The organism is Aeromonas sp. QDB63 (assembly GCF_027707425.1).
Classification (GTDB): Bacteria; Pseudomonadota; Gammaproteobacteria; order Enterobacterales; family Aeromonadaceae; genus Aeromonas; species Aeromonas caviae.
In genome coordinates this window covers 40,140-57,952 of the sequence record NZ_JAPCIS010000007.1, presented here as the reverse complement: position 1 = coordinate 57,952, position 17,813 = coordinate 40,140, and the positions used below count along the sequence as shown (strand labels likewise).

The window sequence follows — 17,813 nt, the reverse complement described above, 5'->3', positions numbered from 1 at the left end:
CGTCATCATGGAGCACTTTATTGCCGGCTTGCCCAAGCTGGAACTGCACCTGCATATCGAGGGGACCCTCGAACCCGAGCTGATGTTCGCCCTCGGTCAGCGCAACGGGGTGGCGCTGCCCTGGCCCGATGTCGACAGCCTGCGCGCCGCCTATGAGTTCGACGGCCTGCAATCCTTCCTCGATCTCTACTACCTCGGTGCCAGCGTGCTCATCCACGAACAGGATTTCTTCGACCTCACCTGGGCCTATCTCGAGCACTGCGTTGCCGATCACGTGGTGCACGTGGAGATCTTCTTCGACCCCCAGACCCACACCGCCCGCGGCGTGCCCTTTGCCACCGTGCTGGGGGGCATCGAGCGGGCGCTGCAGGCTGGGGAAGCAGCCTTTGGCATCAGCTGGCGGCTCATCATGAGCTTCCTGCGCCACCTGAGTGAAGAGGCGGCATTCGCCACCCTGGCAGAGGCCACGCCGCACCTGGCGCGCCTGCACGGGATCGGCCTCGATTCGGGGGAGCAGGGCAACCCCCCCGTCAAGTTTGCCCGGGTCTTTGCCCGGGCCAGGGAACTGGGGCTGCCGGTGGTGGCCCATGCGGGGGAGGAGGGACCTGCGGACTACATCTGGCAGGCGATCCGGGAGCTCGGGGTGCAACGCATCGATCACGGGGTGCGCTGCGTCGAGGATCCCGCGCTGCTGAGCTACCTGGCCGACACACGGTTGCCCCTCACCGTCTGCCCGCTTTCCAACGTGCGGCTCAGGGTGTTTGACCAGATGGCCCACCACAATGTGCTGAGGCTGCTGGAGCAGGGGCTCTGCGTCACCGTGAACTCCGACGATCCCGCCTATTTCGGGGGATACCTGGGGGCCAACTTCCAGGCCCTGGCCGACGGGCTTGGCGCCAGTCAGGAGCAGCTGTGCCGCCTCAGTCTCAATGCCGTGGAGGCGAGCTGGCTGAGCCTTGCGGACAAGGTGCGCCTGACCCGTGACATTCGCCTCCATGCCGCCCTGCACGGGGTGAGCCTGCACTGAGCAGGCTGTCTTGCACACCTTGAATGGAGGAGGCCCGCCATGGCGGGCCACTTTGTGCCATCGTTGGGCGGGTATCAACCCACCCTCACCAGATACTTTTCCCCTTGTCCCTCCTGCTTGACGCGGGTGAGCAGGGCAGGCAGGGCGTCGAAGTCGCCCACCACCAGCGGCGGCGGGGTCAGCTCACCGCTCGCCATCTGCGCCATCATGGCGACACCGGCCGCCACCAGACGGCTCCACTGTTTGTTCGAGCCAAAGGCGTGCTGGGCGCCGAGGGCAATCTCGTGCAACGAGTGGCAATGGCTAAAGGCGGGCAGCGGGTTGCGCGCGATGCGCCCGAGCACCGTCACCATGTGGCCGTAATAGCCAAGGGCAGGCAGCAAGGCTTCTGCCTGCTGGCTGGAGACCAGATCGATGATCCCCTCGAAGGGTTCACCGCCGTTGGCGGCCTGCAACTGGACCAGCCAGTCGGGATCCCGATAGTCCGCCACCCCCTGCACGCCTAGCTGTTTGAGCCACTGGTGGTGGCGCGGGCTGGCGCTGGCAAAGACGCGGGCCCCCTTCTGGAGGGCAAGTTGCACCGCGAAGCGGCCGACACTGCTGCCAGCCCCCGTGATGAGCAGGGCCTCCCCGTGGAGGTGAGGCAGCTTGGCCAGCGCCTGCCAGGCGGTGAGGCCGGGGCAGGGGAGTGCGGCGGCCGCCTCGTCGCTCAGGGCATCGGGCACCGGCATCAGGGCGCGAGCCGGCACCAGGGTGTGGCGGGCAAAGCTGCCGCCGTGGCGCAGGTCGGTGTGATAGGCGACCCGGGTGCCGGGGCGCAGGTGGGTGACGTTGGCCCCCAGTGCCACCAGGGTGCCCATGCCATCGACGCCGGGCACATGGCCTGGCTGCCAGTGGGGATGACCCTGTTCGATGAGTTTCCAGTCCACCGGATTGAAGGCGATGATCCGGTTGGCGACGAGGACCTCGTCGGGCCCGGGGGTGGGGAGCGCTTGCCGGGTGAGGGTGAGCTGGTCCGGTTCGCCGGGGGCGTGCCAGCACCAGGCCTGGGTATGGTTCATGGTGACTCCTTGAAAGAGAGGGGCGCAGATTGAATCACATGGCGTAACAATGTCTTGGGTTGTTGTTGCACTGGCAAGACAACAAGGCGGACCCCACGCTGGTGGGGTCCGCCCGGGAAGAGGTTCGGCGCCAGCCGCCTTATGCCCGCTCTGCCCCATAGACGGGGTAGTCCGTCAGCCCTTTCTCGCCGCCGCCAAACAGGGTGGCGGGATCGTGGGGGGCGAACGGATGGCCGTGGCGCAGGCGGTTCGGCAAGTCGGGGTTGGCCACGAAGGGGCGACCGAAGCCAATCATGTCGGCCCAGCCCGCCTCGATGGCGGCGCGGGCGCGCTCCCCATCGTATTTGCCGGCGTAGATGAGGGTGTTGGGGAAGGCGTCGCGCAGCCCCTGCTTGAAGCTCTCCGCCATCAGGGGGGCGTCGTCCCAGTCCGCTTCGGCGACGTGCAGATAGACCACGCCGAGCTTGCCCAGCAGGCGCGCGGCGGCCAGATAGGTCTCCTGGGGGTTGGCATCCACGGTACCGTTGAGGGTGGTGAGTGGCGCAAGGCGTACCCCGACCCGGTCGGGACCGATCTCGTCACAGACCGCCTCGGTCACCTCTTTGAGGAAACGCAGCCGGTTTTCGAGCGAACCGCCATAGCCGTCGGTGCGGGTATTGGACTCGGAGTCGAGGAACTGGTTGATGAGGTAGCCGTTGGCGGCGTGCAACTCGATGCCGTCAAAGCCCGCTTCCATGGCGTTGCGGGCGGCCCGGCGAAACTGCCCCACCACGGCGTCGATGTCGGCCTGGGTCATGGCGCGCGGGGTGACGGTCTCCACAAACCCCGGGGCATCGCTGCCGTTGTCGACGAATACCTTCACTCCCTTGGCCTGGATGGCGGAGGAGGAGAGGGGCTGGGCGCCGCCGATGTTGTCAGGATGGGTGACCCGGCCCACGTGCCAGAGCTGGGCGAACATGATGCCCCCCTCGGCGTGGACCGCGTCTGTTACCTGCTTCCAGCCTGCCACCTGCTCGGCGCTGTGGATGCCCGGCGTCCAGGCGTAGCCCTTGCCCAGGGGATCTATCTGGGTGCCTTCGCTGATGATGAGGCCGGCCCCGGCACGCTGGGCGTAGTAGGTCGCCATCATGGCGTTGGCCACGTCCCCGGGCTGGCTGGCGCGGGAGCGGGTCATGGGGGGCATGACGATGCGGTTGGCAAGGTGCAGCTGGCCGAGGCGAAGGGGGCAGAACAGGGGATCGTGGTGCATGATGGATTCCTCAATCTTTGGGAGTGAGGTGACTCTAGAGGGGATTGTTATTGTGAAAAAGAGGGGGTATTGCAGAAGAGAATTGCCGTTATCGCAGCAATGGCGCGGGAGGGGCCGGGCTCGGGCCAGAAAAAAGAGGGCCAAAGGCCCTCTTTTGCTGCATTGCCACCGATGATCAGGGGGAGAGTGGGGTGACCCGTACTCGCTCGATGCGCCGCTCGCTCACGGCCATGACCTCGAAGCAGAACTGGCCGAGGTGCAACTGCTGACCGACGTCGGGCAGACTGCCGAAGTGGGAGAGCAGCATGCCCGCCAGGGTCACGTACTCGTCGCTCTCGCTCACCAGCCCGTCGCAGTTCAGGGCCTGCTCCACCTGATGGATGTTGGTGGTGCCGTGGATGAGCCAATGCTCGCCCTCGCGCACCACATCGGGGGTCTCGTCCTCGTCCGGCAGCTCGCCGACGATGGCCTCCAGCAGATCGTGGTTGGTGACCAGCCCCTGGATGACGCCAAACTCGTCCGCCACCAGAATGAGGCTGCCCCTGGCCTGGCGCAGCTCCGCCAGCAGCCGGATCACGTTGATGGTCTGGGGCACGATGACGGGCTCGTTCTGTCTGGCTAGTGCTGCCAGGGATTGCCCCTCGTTGAGGGCAAACAGCAGATCCCGAGCCTTGACCACCCCGATGATCTCGTCCAGCTCCCCGTCACAGACCGGGAACAGGCTGTGGGGGGCCCGTTGCAGCAGGGCGCGGATCTCGTCCTCGCTGTCGCTCACGTCGATCCACTCCATCTCGGAGCGCGGGGTCATGATGGTGCGAATGGAACGCTCGGCCAGCGACAGCACGCCGCTCACCATGTAACGCTCCTCTTCACCGAAACCAGGGGGCAGGGGCTGAGCCTGCACCTCTTCTTCGTCCTCCTGCGGGTGGGCGGAGCGCTTGTTCCCCCCCATCAGCTTGAAGATGGCGGCGGTGGTGCGCTCGCGCAGGGGCTGGCGCGCCTCATGGCGCAGGGCACTGCGCTGGGCGAGCTGGTTGAAGAACTCGATGAGCACCGAGAAGCCGATGGCCGCGTAGAGGTAGCCCTTCGGTATGTGGAAGCCGAAGCCCTCCGCCACCAGGCTGAAGCCGATCATCAAGAGGAAGCTCAGGCAGAGCACCACCACAGTGGGGTGGGCGTTGACGAAGCGGGTCAGGGGCTTGGAGGCGAGCACCATCACTACCATGGCGATGGTCACGGCCGCCATCATGACGCCGAGGTGATCCACCATGCCGACGGCGGTGATGATGGAGTCCAGGGAGAAGACCGCATCCAGCACCAGGATCTGAGCGATCACCACCCCGAACCCGGCATAGACGCCGGTGCCGCCTTGCTCCTCGGGCTTGGCCTCGAGTCGCTCATGCAGCTCGGAGGTGGCCTTGAACAGCAGGAAGAGTCCGCCTCCCATCAGGATGAGATCCCGACCGGAGAAGGGGTGATCCCAGATGTGCAGCAGAGGAGCCGTGAGGGTGACCAGCCATGACATGATGGTGAGCAGTCCCAGGCGCATCAGCAGGGCGAGGGAGAGACCGATGATGCGCGCCTTGTCCCGCTGGGCGGGGGGCAGTTTTTTCACCAGGATGGCGATGAAGACCAGGTTGTCTATCCCGAGAACGATTTCCAGGATGATCAGGGTAAGCAGACCGACCCAGATTGACGGGTCCAGCAAGAATTCCATGTGATTGACCTCAATGAAGACAGATGCAGTGAATCGTGGTCACGGCGTGGCCGTGGTGACGGAGACGATCGCTTCAGAGGCGTTGGTTGAGCAGGTACAGATAGGCTTTGATGGGAAAAGACGAAGGGCTACTTCGGGGATTGTCCATGATGGGCAATAAAACCTCGGGTCAAAAGTGAGCCCTGATGATAACGACTCGCCGCCATTTGGCAAGGGGGTCTGGACGCGCAGGGAGAGGCGCTCGCCCAACAGGGCAACAGGGACAGGCGGAGCTTGCCAGGCAAGCCCCGCCTTGAGGCTTACAACCAGCGTTTTTCCCGGGTGAAGCAGACCGAGAGCCAAGCGTCTCCCAGGGTGTCGCCGAGGCGGGACCAGAGCTCCTGGCGCAGGGCATCCTGGCGTTCGACGGGCCACTCCTGGCCGGGGGCCACCAGGATGTTGAGCTCGAGATCGAAGCGGCGGCCGCTTTTTGCCAGGTGGCTGTAGCACTCGACCCCATGGCGCAGGCGCAGGGCTTCGACTTCGCTGGCCACCAGCCGGGAGACATCCCCCTTGGGGGCAATCTTCAGCACTTCCCGCAGGTTGCGACCGAGCACCTTGATGGGGATGAGGGTGGCACACAGGGCCAGCAGCGAGACCAGCACCGGGTCTATGTAGCGGTTGTAGTGGCCGTAACCCAGGGTATCGAGCCCGATGGCGACCAGAAAGCCGATGAGCAGGGTGGCGCTGAGCAGGGTATCCACCAGCCACTCCTTGGAGTCCACCCGCACCAGCTCGGAGTTGACCCGCTCGGCCACGTCGGCCTCGATGAGATAGAGGATGCCGCAGAAGAAGGTGGAGACGACGGCATAGATGAGGGCGTGGCCGAGATCGATCTCCCGTCCTCCTGCCAGCAGGGAGGTGATGCCGCCATAGAGGGCGCCGAGGCAGAGCAGCAGAATGATGGCGCCGTTGATGACGTTGGCGATGGGTTCGAAGTGGGCGTAGCCGTATTGGAAACGGGCGTCGGAGGGGCGGGTGACCAGGTAGGCGGTGATGAGCCCAAGGCCCGTCATGCCCATGCTGAACAGGGTGAAGATGCCGTCCAGCATGATGGCGTTGGAACCGACGAACAGACCATAGCCGATCCCGAAAATGGCAAAGGTGATGCAACCAAACAGCGACAGAGTCAGCGCCTGTTTTTCGGTGCGAATCAGCGTACTGATAACATGGCTGTAGTGAGCCATAAAAGTCCTCCTTTCAAATGGTGAAGATTGCGCGCGCAAGCGGTTTTCTAGCTGATATACTGCCCGCTCACATGTGAGCGGACTGGTTCGGACACCCGCAAAGAGGCAGGTCCGAACGGTCGTTGTCGCCGGAATGCCGGCATCAAGCAAAGGATGGGAACAAGGATTCATGATCCCGAGACTCGATTACCAGGACAGTTTGTCACCTACAACCCTGCAGTTTCTTGAGTTGCTGGCGCGATCAGCATTTCGTGGTGATATCGAAAAGTCTTATGCAAGCCGGTTGGCGATGGCGACGGATAACAGCGTCTATCAGGTCGTACCTCAGGCGGTTCTCTATCCGCGCAGCGCGGATGACATAGCGGTGATGCTCAAGCTGGCCCAGGGGCCCGAGTACGCAACCTTGAGTTTCTTCCCTCGCGGCGGCGGTACCGGCACCAATGGTCAATCCTTGGGCGGCGGCATTATCGTCGATCTCTCGCGCCATATGAACCAGATCATGGAAATTAATCTGGAAGAGGGCTGGGTGCGGGCCCAGGCAGGAGTGGTCAAAGACCAGCTCAACGCCTTTTTGAAGCCCCACGGCTACTTCTTCTCGCCGGATCTCTCCACTTCCAACCGGGCCACCTTAGGGGGCATGGTCAACACCGATGCCTCGGGGCAGGGCTCCTTGGTGTACGGCAAGACCTCGGATCATGTGCTCGGCCTCAAGGCCGTGCTGGAAAACGGCGATCTCATGGCGACCGAGCCGGTGACCGGTCAGCGTCTGGCGGACAAGCTGGCCCTCGAGACCCGTGAAGGGGAGATCTATCGCACCCTCTATCGCATCGGCCGCGAGCGGCGCGCCGACATTGAGGCCACCTTCCCCAAGCTCAACCGCTTTCTGACCGGTTACGATCTCAAGCACCTCTATCAACCCGAGAGCGACACCCTGGACGTCAGCCGGGTGCTGTGCGGCTCGGAAGGCTCCTTGGGCTTCATCACCGAAGCCCGGCTCAACATCACCCCCATCCCGCGCTACCGCACCTTGGTCAACGTCAAGTACGACAGCTTCCCCTCCGCGCTCAGAAACGCCCCCTTTATGGTACAGGCCCACGCCCTGTCGGTGGAGACGGTGGACTCCCGGGTGCTGGGACTGGCTCGCGCCGACATCATCTGGCACTCGGTGAAGGATCTCATCCAGGATGTGCCCGGCAAGGATCTGCAGGGGCTCAACATCGTCGAGTTTGCCGACACCGACGAGAATGAGCACAAGGCCAAGGTGGCGGAGCTGTGCCGGCGCATCGACGCCCTGCTGGCCAGGGGGGAGGCGGGGGTCATTGGCTATCAGGTGTGCGACCACCTGCCGAGCATCGAGACCATCTATGGCATGCGCAAGAAGTCGGTGGGGCTACTCGGCAACGCCGAGGGGCGCAAGAAGCCGGTGGCCTTCACCGAAGACACCGCCGTGCCGCCGGAATCCCTGGCGGACTTCATCATGGAGTTTCGCGCCCTGCTGGACGCTCACGGCCTTGACTACGGCATGTTCGGCCATGTCGATGCCGGGGTGCTGCACGTGCGCCCGGCGCTGGACTTGTGCGATCCCGAGCAGGAGGTGCTGCTGCGGCGCATCTCCGATCAGGTGGTGGCGCTCACCGCCAAATACGGCGGCCTGATGTGGGGGGAGCACGGCAAGGGCTTTCGCTCCGAATACAGCCCCGCCTTCTTCGGCGAGCTGTGGGAAGAGCTGCAACGGGTCAAGGGGGTGTTCGATCCGGCCAACCGCATCAACCCGGGCAAGATCTGCATGCCTTATGGCAGCGGCGCTTCGCTTGTCTCGGTGGACGGGCCCAAGCGCGGCAAGTTCGACCGCCAGATCCCGATTGCCGTGCGCGAGAGCTATACACGGGCGCTGGATTGCAACGGCAACGGTCTGTGTTTCACCTTCGAGACCGACTCCCCCATGTGCCCCTCGGTCAAGATCAGCCGCGACCGCCGTCACTCCCCCAAGGGGCGGGCTGGCCTGATGCGTGAATGGCTGCGCCAGTTGTCGGAGCAGGGCTTCGATCCCCTTGCCGAAGAGGTGGCGCTGCAAAGCGGGGGTCTGCGCTTCAAGCAGATCGTCGACAAGTTCCGCAATACGGTGGCCCGCGCCCGGGGCGAGTATGACTTCTCCCACGAGGTGATGGAGGCGATGGAGGGGTGCCTTGCGTGCAAGGCATGCACCAGCCAGTGCCCCATCAAGGTGGATGTGCCCACCTTCCGCGCCCGCTTCATGCAGCTCTATCACAGCCGATATCTGCGCGGCCCCAAGGATTACTTCGTGGGCACGGTAGAAAGCTATGCGCCCCTGCTGGCCAAGGCCCCCAAGCTGGTCAACTTCTTCCTCGAAAAAGAGTGGGCCCAGAAGGCGACCGAGAAGAGCATCGGCATGGTGGATGTGCCGCTGCTCTCCGTGCCGACCCTGGCCGAGGAGCTGCGGGATCACCGCGCCCGCTATTTCGATCTGCCGGGCCTCGAGGCCATGAGCCCCGAGCAGCGCCAAAAAGTGGTGCTCATCGTGCAGGATCCCTTCACCAGCTACTACGACGCCCCCGTGGTGCGTGACCTAGTGAAGCTGGCCAGCAAGCTGGGTTATCAGCCCTACCTGCTGCCGTTCAAACCCAACGGCAAGCCTCAGCACGTGAAGGGATTCCTGCGCGCCTTCGCCCGCACTGCTGCCAGCAGCGCCCAGTTCCTCAACAAGGTGGCGGCCCTCGGCATCCCCATGGTGGGGGTCGACCCCTCTCTGGTGCTCTGCTACCGGGACGAGTACGTGAAGGCGCTCGGCCCCGCCCGCGGCGATTTCCAGGTGCTGCTGCCCCAGGAGTGGCTGCTCTCCCTGCCTGCCGAGGCGCTGCCGCTGCGGGAAGAGGTTGGCACCGACCCCTGGTATCTGTTTGCCCACTGCACCGAGAAGACCGCCAAGCCCACCACCCACGGTGATTGGAGCACCCTGTTCGGCCGCTTCGGTGCACGTTTGCAGCCGGTGTCGGTGGGTTGCTGCGGCATGGCGGGCACCTATGGTCACGACGCCAAACAGGTGGAGAACTCCAAGGGGATCTACGGTCTGAGCTGGGCTGAGCCCCTGGCTCGCCTGCCGCAAGCCCGTTGTCTGGCCACCGGTTATTCGTGCCGCAGCCAGGTCAAGCGGATGGAGGGGGAGAAGCTCAAGCACCCGCTGCAGGCCCTGCTGGAACTGATCTGATGCTCCACTTTCCCAAGGGATTCCGGGTGCCAAAGGCCTATCGGCACCCGCATTTTCTGTTGCTCCCCACCACGCCGTCCCAGGCCGTGGTGGAGTTTGTCGCCATCCTGCGCGAGCGGGATCAGCTCCATCAGCTGTTTCGCCCGGACGATGTGTGGCCCTCCGCCAATTTCAGCCTGAGTCAGCACGAGGCCGACTTGGAGTGGCAGCACGCCGAGTTTCTGGCCAAGCGCTCCTTTGCCTATGGCCTCTGGAGCCCGGACAGGGAGCCCCGCTTCTGGGGCGGGGTTTACCTCTATCCGTCGGTGCTGCCGGAGGTGCAGGTGGAGCTCTTCTTCTGGAAGGTGGCCGAGGCGCCGCTCACTGACAGCGAACTCGAAGCCGAACTGCGCACCTGGCTCGGCAAGGTATGGCGCTGGTCCGAGCCGCGCCTGCCGGGGCGGGACGGTCCCTGGGCCGAGTGGCCAGGGGTGACCTATCCCTGGTGAGGGCAAACCTCGATGCAAGATGCCCCGGCGTGGGCATCTTTTTTTTTGCGCCTTTTTCGCCGACACTGCTGGTTTGCCGCTACAGCGCAGCGATAACCCGTTGATCACGCAAGGAGTCCGCTCACCATGAGTCAAGAAAGCAGCCCCATCTGGCGCAAACCCATGAGCCTGGAGGGGCTCAACGCCAGCTCCCGCAACACCCTGATGGCCCACCTCGACATCGTCTACAGCGCCTTTGGCCCCGACTGGCTGGAGGCCACCATGCCGGTGGATCACCGCACCCATCAACCACTCGGCATGCTGCACGGCGGCGCCTCCGTGGTGCTGGCGGAAACGCTGGGATCGCTTGCGGCCAACATGGCGGTCGGGGAGGAGAGTTACTGTGTGGGGCTGGAGGTCAATGCCAACCACCTGAGGGCCAAGCGGGAAGGGGTGGTGACGGGGCGCTGCAGCCCGCTGCATCTGGGGACCACGACTCAGGTGTGGCAGATCGAAATTCGGGATGAACGTGGTCGTTTATTGTGCACCAGCCGATTGACCATGGCGGTGCTCAAGCACAAGCGGGACAAGGACTCTGGCGAAGCGTGATCCGCAATAACGCATCATGAGTGAAAAATAAGCAAGCCATAGTCGCGAGATCCCTCTATAATTGCCAACGTCTTGAGACACCTATCACATTTTTCAAGACAGCAGAACAAAGTGGCGCTATAATCGCCGCCTTTTTGCTATTCCGCGGTGTTAGCCGCCTGCCTTAATCTGGAAGAATCTATGTCTGATACCGAACAACTGCCCCTTTTTAGTGAGCTTGGACTGGCCGCGCCTGTATTGAAAGCGCTGCAGGACGTGGGCTATGAGCGCCCGTCTCCCATCCAGGCCGCAGCAATTCCCCACCTGATGGCGGGACACGATCTGCTGGGGCAGGCACAAACCGGTACAGGGAAGACCGCTGCTTTTGCCTTGCCTCTGTTGTCTCGTCTGGAAGCTGGTAACCGCAACACCCAGATCCTGGTGCTGGCCCCGACCCGCGAGCTGGCCCTGCAGGTGGCAGAGGCGTGCCAACGCTATGCCCACCACATGCCCGATTTCCACGTGCTGCCCATCTACGGCGGCGCTTCCTACGAAACCCAGACCCGCGCCCTGCGCCGCGGTGCTCAGGTTGTCGTGGGTACCCCGGGCCGCGTGATGGACCTGATCCGTCGCAAGAACCTGGACCTCTCCGGTCTGAAAGCCCTGGTGCTGGACGAAGCGGACGAAATGCTGCGCATGGGCTTCATCGACGACGTGGACTGGATCATGGATCAGTGCCCGGCCGGTCGTCAGGTTGCCCTGTTCTCTGCCACCATGCCGGAGCAGATCCGTCGTGTTGCCCAGAAGCACCTGAAGCAGCCCAAAGAGATCAAGATCGCCTCCAAGACCGCGACCGCAACCACCATTCGTCAGCGTTACTGGCAGGTGACCGGTCTGCACAAGCTGGACGCCATGACCCGTCTGCTGGAAGTGGAATCCTACGAAGCCCTGCTGGTGTTCGTGCGTACCAAGAACGCCGCCGAAGAGCTGGCAGGCAAGCTGGCTGCCCGTGGTCACGCCTGTGAAGCGCTGCACGGCGACATCCCGCAGAAGCTGCGTGAGCGTACCGTTGACAAGCTGCGTCAAGGCCAGCTGGACATTCTGATCGCCACCGACGTGGTCGCCCGCGGTCTGGACGTTGAGCGCATCACCCACGTAGTGAACTACGACATTCCCTACGACACCGAATCCTATGTTCACCGTATCGGCCGTACCGGCCGTGCCGGTCGCAAGGGTGAAGCCATCCTGTTCGTGGCGCCGCGCGAGCGTCGCATGCTGCGTGCCATCGAGCACGCTACCCGTCAGGCCATCGAACCGATGAAGATGCCGAGCACCGAGGACATCAACCAGCACCGTCTGGCCAAGTTCAAGGAGCGCATCCGCGAAACCATGATGGGTGAAGAGCTCGAGATCTACCACAACCTGGTGAACGAGCTGATCGAAGAAGATTCTGCCGATCCGCTGGAGCTGGCTGCTGCACTGGCCAAGCTGGTACAGGGCGACCAACCACTGCTGCTGGATGACTCCATTCCGGATCCGGTGTTCAACGCTGGCAACGATCGCGGTGGCTTCGAGCGTCGTGAGTTCAGCGACCGTGGCGGTCGTGACTTCGGTGACCGTGGCGATCGTCCGGCCCGTCGCATGCCGTCCCTCGAACCGCGTCCGCTGAAAGACAACCCGGACGTGGAGATGGAGCGCTACCGCGTCGACGTGGGCGCCCATCACGGCGTCAAGCCGGGCCAGATCGTGGGTGCCATCGCCAACGAAGCGAACATCGAGAGCCGCTTCATCGGCAACATCGACATCGCCGATGACTTCTCCACCGTCGATCTGCCCAAGGGCATGAGCGCCGAGGTGCTGGAAGTGATCAAGAAGGCCCGTGTCTGCCAGCGTCCGCTGCAGATCACCCGTTACACCGAAGTGCCGGCCGGTGGCAACACTGCTCCCCGTCCGCCCCGTGGTGATCGTCCGTTCCGTGGCGACCGTCCTTTCAACAAGGATCGCCGTCCCCAGGGTGACCGTCCCTTCAACAAGGATCGCCGTGAAGGCGGTTTCGACAAGGGTCGCAAATTCGGTGGCAACAAGCGCCGCGACAGCTAAACCCTGACTGCACTGATGAGAAGGCCGCTCCATGGAGTGGCCCTTTTTGTGTCTGTTTTTCAGATGCGTAGCGAAGATTGTCACCTTTTTCCGGCCGTGGTGGGCATCCGGTTTGATGAGGAGCCAGTGAAAGAAAAATGGTGCAATCCATTTGCCTGGGGGTGGCGCCTGGTGTCATTCTTTGGGAAGCGATTGGATACTTTTGGAAGGCGCACAATCGTTGCTGGTTGCAAACGACTGCGACTTTGGTCTGAAGGTGCATTCTGTTGTTTGCATATGAGTCAGCAGAGTGAGATGAATAAATAAACCGTATGACAGGGAGGTGCGTGATGGGCAAGTGGCTTGGCAAGGTGTTGCTGATATCTGGATGGCTCGTGTCGGGTATGGTGTTGGCGGAGGAGCCCTTCTTCAGAATTGCGGGGGCGGGGTGCTGCAATGGCAAGGGGGAGGTGGTGCTGACCCGTGCCGAGTTTGAGGCCTTGCCGCAGACGGAAGTTAAGACGGGGACGCCCTGGACCGAGGGGGAGCACCTCTATCGCGGGGTGTTGCTGCGGGACCTGGTCAGGATCTACGGTCTCAAGAGCCAGGAGGTCAAGGCCCTCGCGGTCAATGAATACTGGGCCGCACTGCCGCTGGAAGACGGGGAGAAGTACCCGGTGCTGGTGGCCGAGAAGCAGGATGGCAAGGCTCTGACCCTGCGCAACAAGGGGCCGCTCTGGGTCATTTATCCCCTCACCGACCATCCCGAACTCAACAAGGAGATCTATCACAGCCGGATGGTGTGGCAGCTGACGGCGCTGGAGAGCAAATAAGATGCTGAGCAGCAAGTTCTTGAGCCTGATCCTGATGGTGACCACCTTTTTGGGGGTGACCCTCTGGTCGGTCTGGAACTATGACCGCGCGTTCAATGAGGTGACGCGCTACACCCAGCTCTCCGCCTGGGCACTGGCCCAGCTCGAGCTGGAGATCCACGCCTTCGAAGAGGGTTTGAAGCTCTATCGTGCCGGTGCCGTCAGCCGGGAGGAGATGAACAAACGCTTTGACATTGCCTGGAACCGGCTCGATGTCTTCCTGCACGGGAAGGAGGCAAAGTCGGTCAGGGCCCGATTCGGTGCGGACAAGGCGGTCGGCAAGATCCTCGCCCTCTTCGAACGCTATGAGCAGGATGTGGTGCAAGGGGAGCCGGATTCCCCCGCACTCAAGATGTTCACGGCCGCACTCGATGACGAGATGCGCGGGGTGCGGGACGTGATGGTGAAAAACTTTACCGGGCCTTCTGCCATCGCCCAGCGTGAGCTGCTCAACGAGTCGAGAACCCAGAACTTCTCCATCCTGGGGTTTCTGATGCTGGCGACTATGGTGATGTTGATGGTGCTGTTTCGCGAAGTGCGTCGCCAGCATTTTCTGGCGTGGAACGACCCTCTCACCCGTCTCCCTAACCGGGCGGCGCTCATCAAGCACCTCCAGCAGTGGACCAGCCACCCCGGGCGGCGCAGCAGCATTACCGTCTGCCTCATGGATCTGGGGCATTTCAGGGAGGTCAATAACAGTCTGGGTTACGAAGTGGGGGACGCCTTGCTCAAACGGCTTGCGGCGCGGATCAAGGCCGCCTCTGGCCAGGGGATCTTCGTTGCCCGAACCGGCAGTGACGAGTTCACCCTCATCATCACCGGCACCATGCCCACCTATCTGCGCTTCCCGTTTCTGGAGCAACTGCGCAGCGAGCTGGCGGATCTGGTGTTTGCCGCCGATCCGGCGCACCGGGTGCGGGTCTTCATGGGCACCAGCCAGTACGTGAAACCGGATCATTCACCGGAAGAGATGCTGTTGTTTGCCGATATCGCCCTCGACAGCGCCAAGCGCAAACGGCTGAATGACAATGTGCTCTTCTCCAGCAGCATGTATCAGCACTATCAGCGCAAACGCCGGCTGTCGACCGAGCTGCGGGAGCTTATCCACTGCCCGCAATGCCCGCAACTGGCCCTTTACTATCAGCCCATCGTGCGCGGCCAGAGTGTAGTGAGGCTGGGGGCCGAGGCGCTGATCCGCTGGCATCATCCGGAATATGGCTTTATTGCCCCCCTCGACATCATCTCGCTGGCAGAAGAGAACGGGTTGGGCGAGGCGCTCGGGGGCTGGATCATCCGGCGCATGCAGCTCGATCTGTCCGGCTTCCCGGAGGAGGTGCTAGCACCGCTCGAGATCTCCATCAACCTCTCCAACTCCATGTTCAACATGGGGTTGGCCAGGGAGATTGAAGAGAAGATGGAAGATGGGCCGTTGGGGCTGCACCAGTTGATAGTGGAGCTGACCGAAACCATCGCCCTCGATGACATCGCCCTCAGCAAGCAGATCATTCACTCCCTGCGCCAGATAGGGGTGCGGGTGGCCCTCGATGACTTCGGGACCGGCTGGTCCTCGCTCTCTTACCTGCGTGAACTCTCTTTCGACAAGCTCAAGATCGACCGCTCCTTCATCACCGCCATCGACAAGGATCCCCGTCAGGCGCTGTTCGTCGAGACCATCACCACCCTCTCTCATCAGTTGGGGGTGCGTGTCGTGGCAGAAGGGGTGGAAAACAGCGATGAGCTCAAGGCGGTGCTCACCATAGGGGTGGATGAGATCCAGGGTTATTTCTACTCGCGTCCCTTGCCGCTGCCGGAGTTCATGCAGTTCTGTCACCGCTATTTCGCCCACAGCGCCGCCATTCAGGAAGTGGCACTGGGGTAGCCTTGGGGCAATCGAGCCCCTGTAGCCTTGTCTTCGAGTCCCTCTGTTCGATCGTTCCTGGTTGATATTTCATCCCGACACCTTTCTTCCATGGCAGGACCGCCCTTGACGCGGTTTTCTTGTGCCTCCAGCCAGAACGAGGGTGCGAGAGGGCAGGCCCGGTGCTACCTTGTGCCACGAACAGTGCCACAGGGCAGAGGAGCCATAAATGGATCGCTTGGGGGTGATGGAGGTGTTCGTGCTGGCGGTGGAGACCGGCTCGTTTTCGGCGGTGGCCCGCCGACTGGGGATGGGGCAACCCACGGTTTCCAGATTGATTGCCCAGCTTGAGGCGCACCTTGGCAGCCGCCTGTTGCTGCGTTCGACCCGGGGGCTGGCGCCCACCGAGGCCGGAGAGGCCTACTATCTGCGGGCGAGAGAGATCCTGGCCCAGGTCCACGAGGCCGATGCCATGGTGCAGCAATGCCGGGCGGGCCTGAGCGGGCGTCTGCGGGTGAGCGCTCCCGTCACCTTCGCCCGCCTGCATATCATTCCCCATCTTGCCGGTTTTCTGGCGGCTCACCCGGGACTGGATCTGGAGATCCTGCTGGATGACGGCAATGTGGATCTCATTTCGGCGGGCATCGAGGTGGCTCTGCGGATCGGCAAACAGGCCGACTCGTCGCTGGTCGCCCGCTGTCTCGCTCGAAGCGACATGCGGGTGCTGGCGACGCCGGCCTATCTGGCCGCCAAAGGAGAGCCTGAGACCCCTCAGGCCCTGCAACAGCATGACCTGGTGCTTTACAGTCCACGGCCCGGAATGGGGCAGCAGTGGCGATTTCGCCGTGGCGTCGAGGAGAGGGTGGTTTCCGGAGAAGGCAGGCTGATGGTCTCGGCGGCCGAAGGCATGCGCGCCGCCGTGCTGGCTGGACTGGGGCTCGGTATCGCCTCGGAGTGGATGTTTGCCCCCGAGCTTGCCCGCGGCGAGGTGGTGGCGGTGCTGCCCGAGTGGCAACTGCCCATGCAGGAGCTCTGGACCCTGCTCCCGGCAGGTCGCCAGCCTGGTGCCAAGGCGAGCGCCTTTCTGGCATTCGTGACCGGCCTGCCCGGCGTGGGGCATACGCCAGCGGAATAACTGTTATGGTCCCCACCGCTCTACTGGTGGCGACGCTCCCCGGGTAGGCTGTGCGCATGGGGCCCGTATCCTGGCGGGAGCCCTTCTACCACGAGGAGAAGATCATGAGTACATCGCCTTCTGCCGGAGGGGCCGCAACCCCCGGCCCCTCCCTGCTCTTCGCCATGGCCCTGTCATGCGGCCTGGCAGTTGCCAACATCTACTACAACCAGCCCATGCTGGCGGTGATGGCGCAGGACTTTCCCGGGCACTCGGGCATGCCATTGATCGCCATGCTGACCCAGCTTGGCTATGCCATGGGTCTGCTTTTGCTGGTGCCGCTTGGCGATGTGGTCGAGCGCCGCTGGCTCATTCCGGGGCAGTTTGCACTGATCGCGCTGGCTTCCCTGCTGGCGGCCACGGCCACGAGTGCCACCACCTTGATGCTGGCCTCCGTCCTGCTCGGCATCGGGGCCACGGCTGCCCAGCAGATAGTTCCGGTGGCGGCGACCCTGGCAGATCCCGCCCGCCGTGGTGCCGTGGTCGGCAGCGTGATGAGCGGCCTGCTGGCCGGGATACTGCTCAGCCGCACCGTCGCCGGCCTGGTCACCGCCTATGGCAGTTGGCGCGCCATGTTCTGGCTGGCCATTCCCCTGGCCCTGTCGGGGGCCCTGCTGATGGCCAGGATGATACCGTCCGGATTGCCGCGCTCTCCCCTCGGTTATGGCCGTCTGCTTCACTCTCTGGTCGGTCTGTGGCGCGAGGAGCCCGCCTTGCGCCGCGCGACCCTGACCCAGGCCTTGCTGTTTGCCTCCTTCAGCGCCTTCTGGACCGTGCTGGCGTTCTACCTGGCCGAACCTGCCTATGGGTTGGGGGCCGACATGGTGGGTCTCTTCGGCGTCATCGGGGTGGCTGGGGTGGTGGCGGCCCCTCTGGCAGGCCGGATGGCGGATCGGTTGGGGGCCAGACCAGTGGTATTGGCCGGTGCTGTGCTGGTGGTGCTTGCCTGGATCTGCTTCGAGCTGTGGCTCTCTCTGGCCGGGCTGGCGTGCGGGGTCATCTTGCTGGATCTCGGAGTGCAGAGCGCACTCATCGCCCATCAGCAGCGCATCTATGGTCTGAGACCTGAAGCCAGGGGGCGCATCAATACCCTCTTCATGACCGGCATGTTCCTGGGGGGAACCCTCGGCTCCAGCCTGGGGATGCTGGTCTGGCAACAGGGTCACTGGCTCGGGGTGGGAGCAGCCGGCATGGGGTTGGCCCTGGTGGCCTGTCTCTGTGCCCTGGCCGGCAGGCGGGGACTGCAACCGGCCATCTGAGGCATGTGCA

At 63.4% G+C, this 17,813-nt stretch carries 13 protein-coding genes; 9 read left to right on the top strand and 4 right to left on the bottom strand.

Annotated features, from left to right (window positions below):
* The first annotated feature begins 7 nt into the window (after nt 1-7).
* A complete protein-coding gene (locus tag PG879_RS07095) occupies nt 8-1,027 on the top strand; it encodes an adenosine deaminase (protein WP_270829954.1) in 1,020 nt (339 codons plus the stop codon).
* A gap of 74 nt (nt 1,028-1,101) precedes the next feature.
* On the opposite strand, the gene PG879_RS07090 is transcribed toward PG879_RS07095, so the two are convergent.
* From PG879_RS07090 to PG879_RS07075, 4 genes are all read right to left on the bottom strand, one after another.
* Nucleotides 1,102-2,088, bottom strand: coding sequence for a zinc-binding dehydrogenase (locus PG879_RS07090; protein WP_270829953.1), 987 nt, complete (start codon nt 2,086-2,088; stop codon nt 1,102-1,104).
* Nucleotides 2,089-2,227: 139 nt separating this feature from the next.
* Nucleotides 2,228-3,337 carry an alkene reductase gene (locus PG879_RS07085; protein WP_201997056.1) on the bottom strand — a complete coding sequence of 370 codons (1,110 nt, stop codon included), beginning with the start codon at nt 3,335-3,337 and terminating at the stop codon, nt 2,228-2,230.
* A gap of 175 nt (nt 3,338-3,512) precedes the next feature.
* Nucleotides 3,513-5,054 (bottom strand): TerC family protein, encoded by a 1,542-nt coding sequence (locus PG879_RS07080; protein WP_039038766.1) that lies wholly within the window; start codon nt 5,052-5,054, stop codon nt 3,513-3,515.
* A 299-nt stretch (nt 5,055-5,353) separates the two neighbouring features.
* On the bottom strand, nt 5,354-6,280 hold the full coding sequence (locus tag PG879_RS07075; RefSeq protein ID WP_041214996.1) for a cation diffusion facilitator family transporter: 927 nt from the start codon (nt 6,278-6,280) through the stop codon (nt 5,354-5,356).
* A gap of 169 nt (nt 6,281-6,449) precedes the next feature.
* On the opposite strand from PG879_RS07075, the gene ydiJ reads away from it, so the two are divergent.
* The 8 genes from ydiJ to PG879_RS07035 all read left to right on the top strand — a co-directional run bounded on the left by ydiJ (nt 6,450) and on the right by PG879_RS07035 (nt 17,803).
* Nucleotides 6,450-9,506 (top strand): D-2-hydroxyglutarate dehydrogenase YdiJ, encoded by a 3,057-nt coding sequence (gene ydiJ / locus PG879_RS07070; protein WP_270829952.1) that lies wholly within the window; start codon nt 6,450-6,452, stop codon nt 9,504-9,506.
* Entirely contained in the window at nt 9,506-9,994 is a 489-nt protein-coding gene (locus PG879_RS07065) for a hypothetical protein (RefSeq protein ID WP_052816362.1), read from the top strand. Before ydiJ ends, PG879_RS07065 begins: the two co-directional genes overlap by 1 nt.
* Before the next feature lie 126 nt (nt 9,995-10,120).
* On the top strand, nt 10,121-10,582 hold the full coding sequence (locus tag PG879_RS07060; RefSeq protein ID WP_103858442.1) for a hotdog fold thioesterase: 462 nt from the start codon (nt 10,121-10,123) through the stop codon (nt 10,580-10,582).
* A 180-nt stretch (nt 10,583-10,762) separates the two neighbouring features.
* Nucleotides 10,763-12,661 carry a DEAD/DEAH box helicase gene (locus PG879_RS07055; RefSeq protein ID WP_164882899.1) on the top strand — a complete coding sequence of 633 codons (1,899 nt, stop codon included), beginning with the start codon at nt 10,763-10,765 and terminating at the stop codon, nt 12,659-12,661.
* Nucleotides 12,662-12,990: 329 nt separating this feature from the next.
* Nucleotides 12,991-13,473: a molybdopterin-binding oxidoreductase gene (locus PG879_RS07050; protein WP_043154943.1), complete on the top strand. Its 483-nt coding sequence runs from the start codon at nt 12,991-12,993 to the stop codon at nt 13,471-13,473.
* 1 nt (nt 13,474) lies between these two features.
* Nucleotides 13,475-15,391, top strand: coding sequence for a putative bifunctional diguanylate cyclase/phosphodiesterase (locus PG879_RS07045; protein ID WP_270829951.1), 1,917 nt, complete (start codon nt 13,475-13,477; stop codon nt 15,389-15,391).
* 208 nt (nt 15,392-15,599) lie between these two features.
* Nucleotides 15,600-16,505: a LysR family transcriptional regulator gene (locus tag PG879_RS07040; RefSeq protein ID WP_210556052.1), complete on the top strand. Its 906-nt coding sequence runs from the start codon at nt 15,600-15,602 to the stop codon at nt 16,503-16,505.
* A 104-nt stretch (nt 16,506-16,609) separates the two neighbouring features.
* Complete coding sequence (locus tag PG879_RS07035) at nt 16,610-17,803, top strand: MFS transporter (RefSeq protein ID WP_103858451.1); 1,194 nt, start codon at nt 16,610-16,612, stop codon at nt 17,801-17,803.
* Nucleotides 17,804-17,813 lie beyond the last annotated feature (10 nt).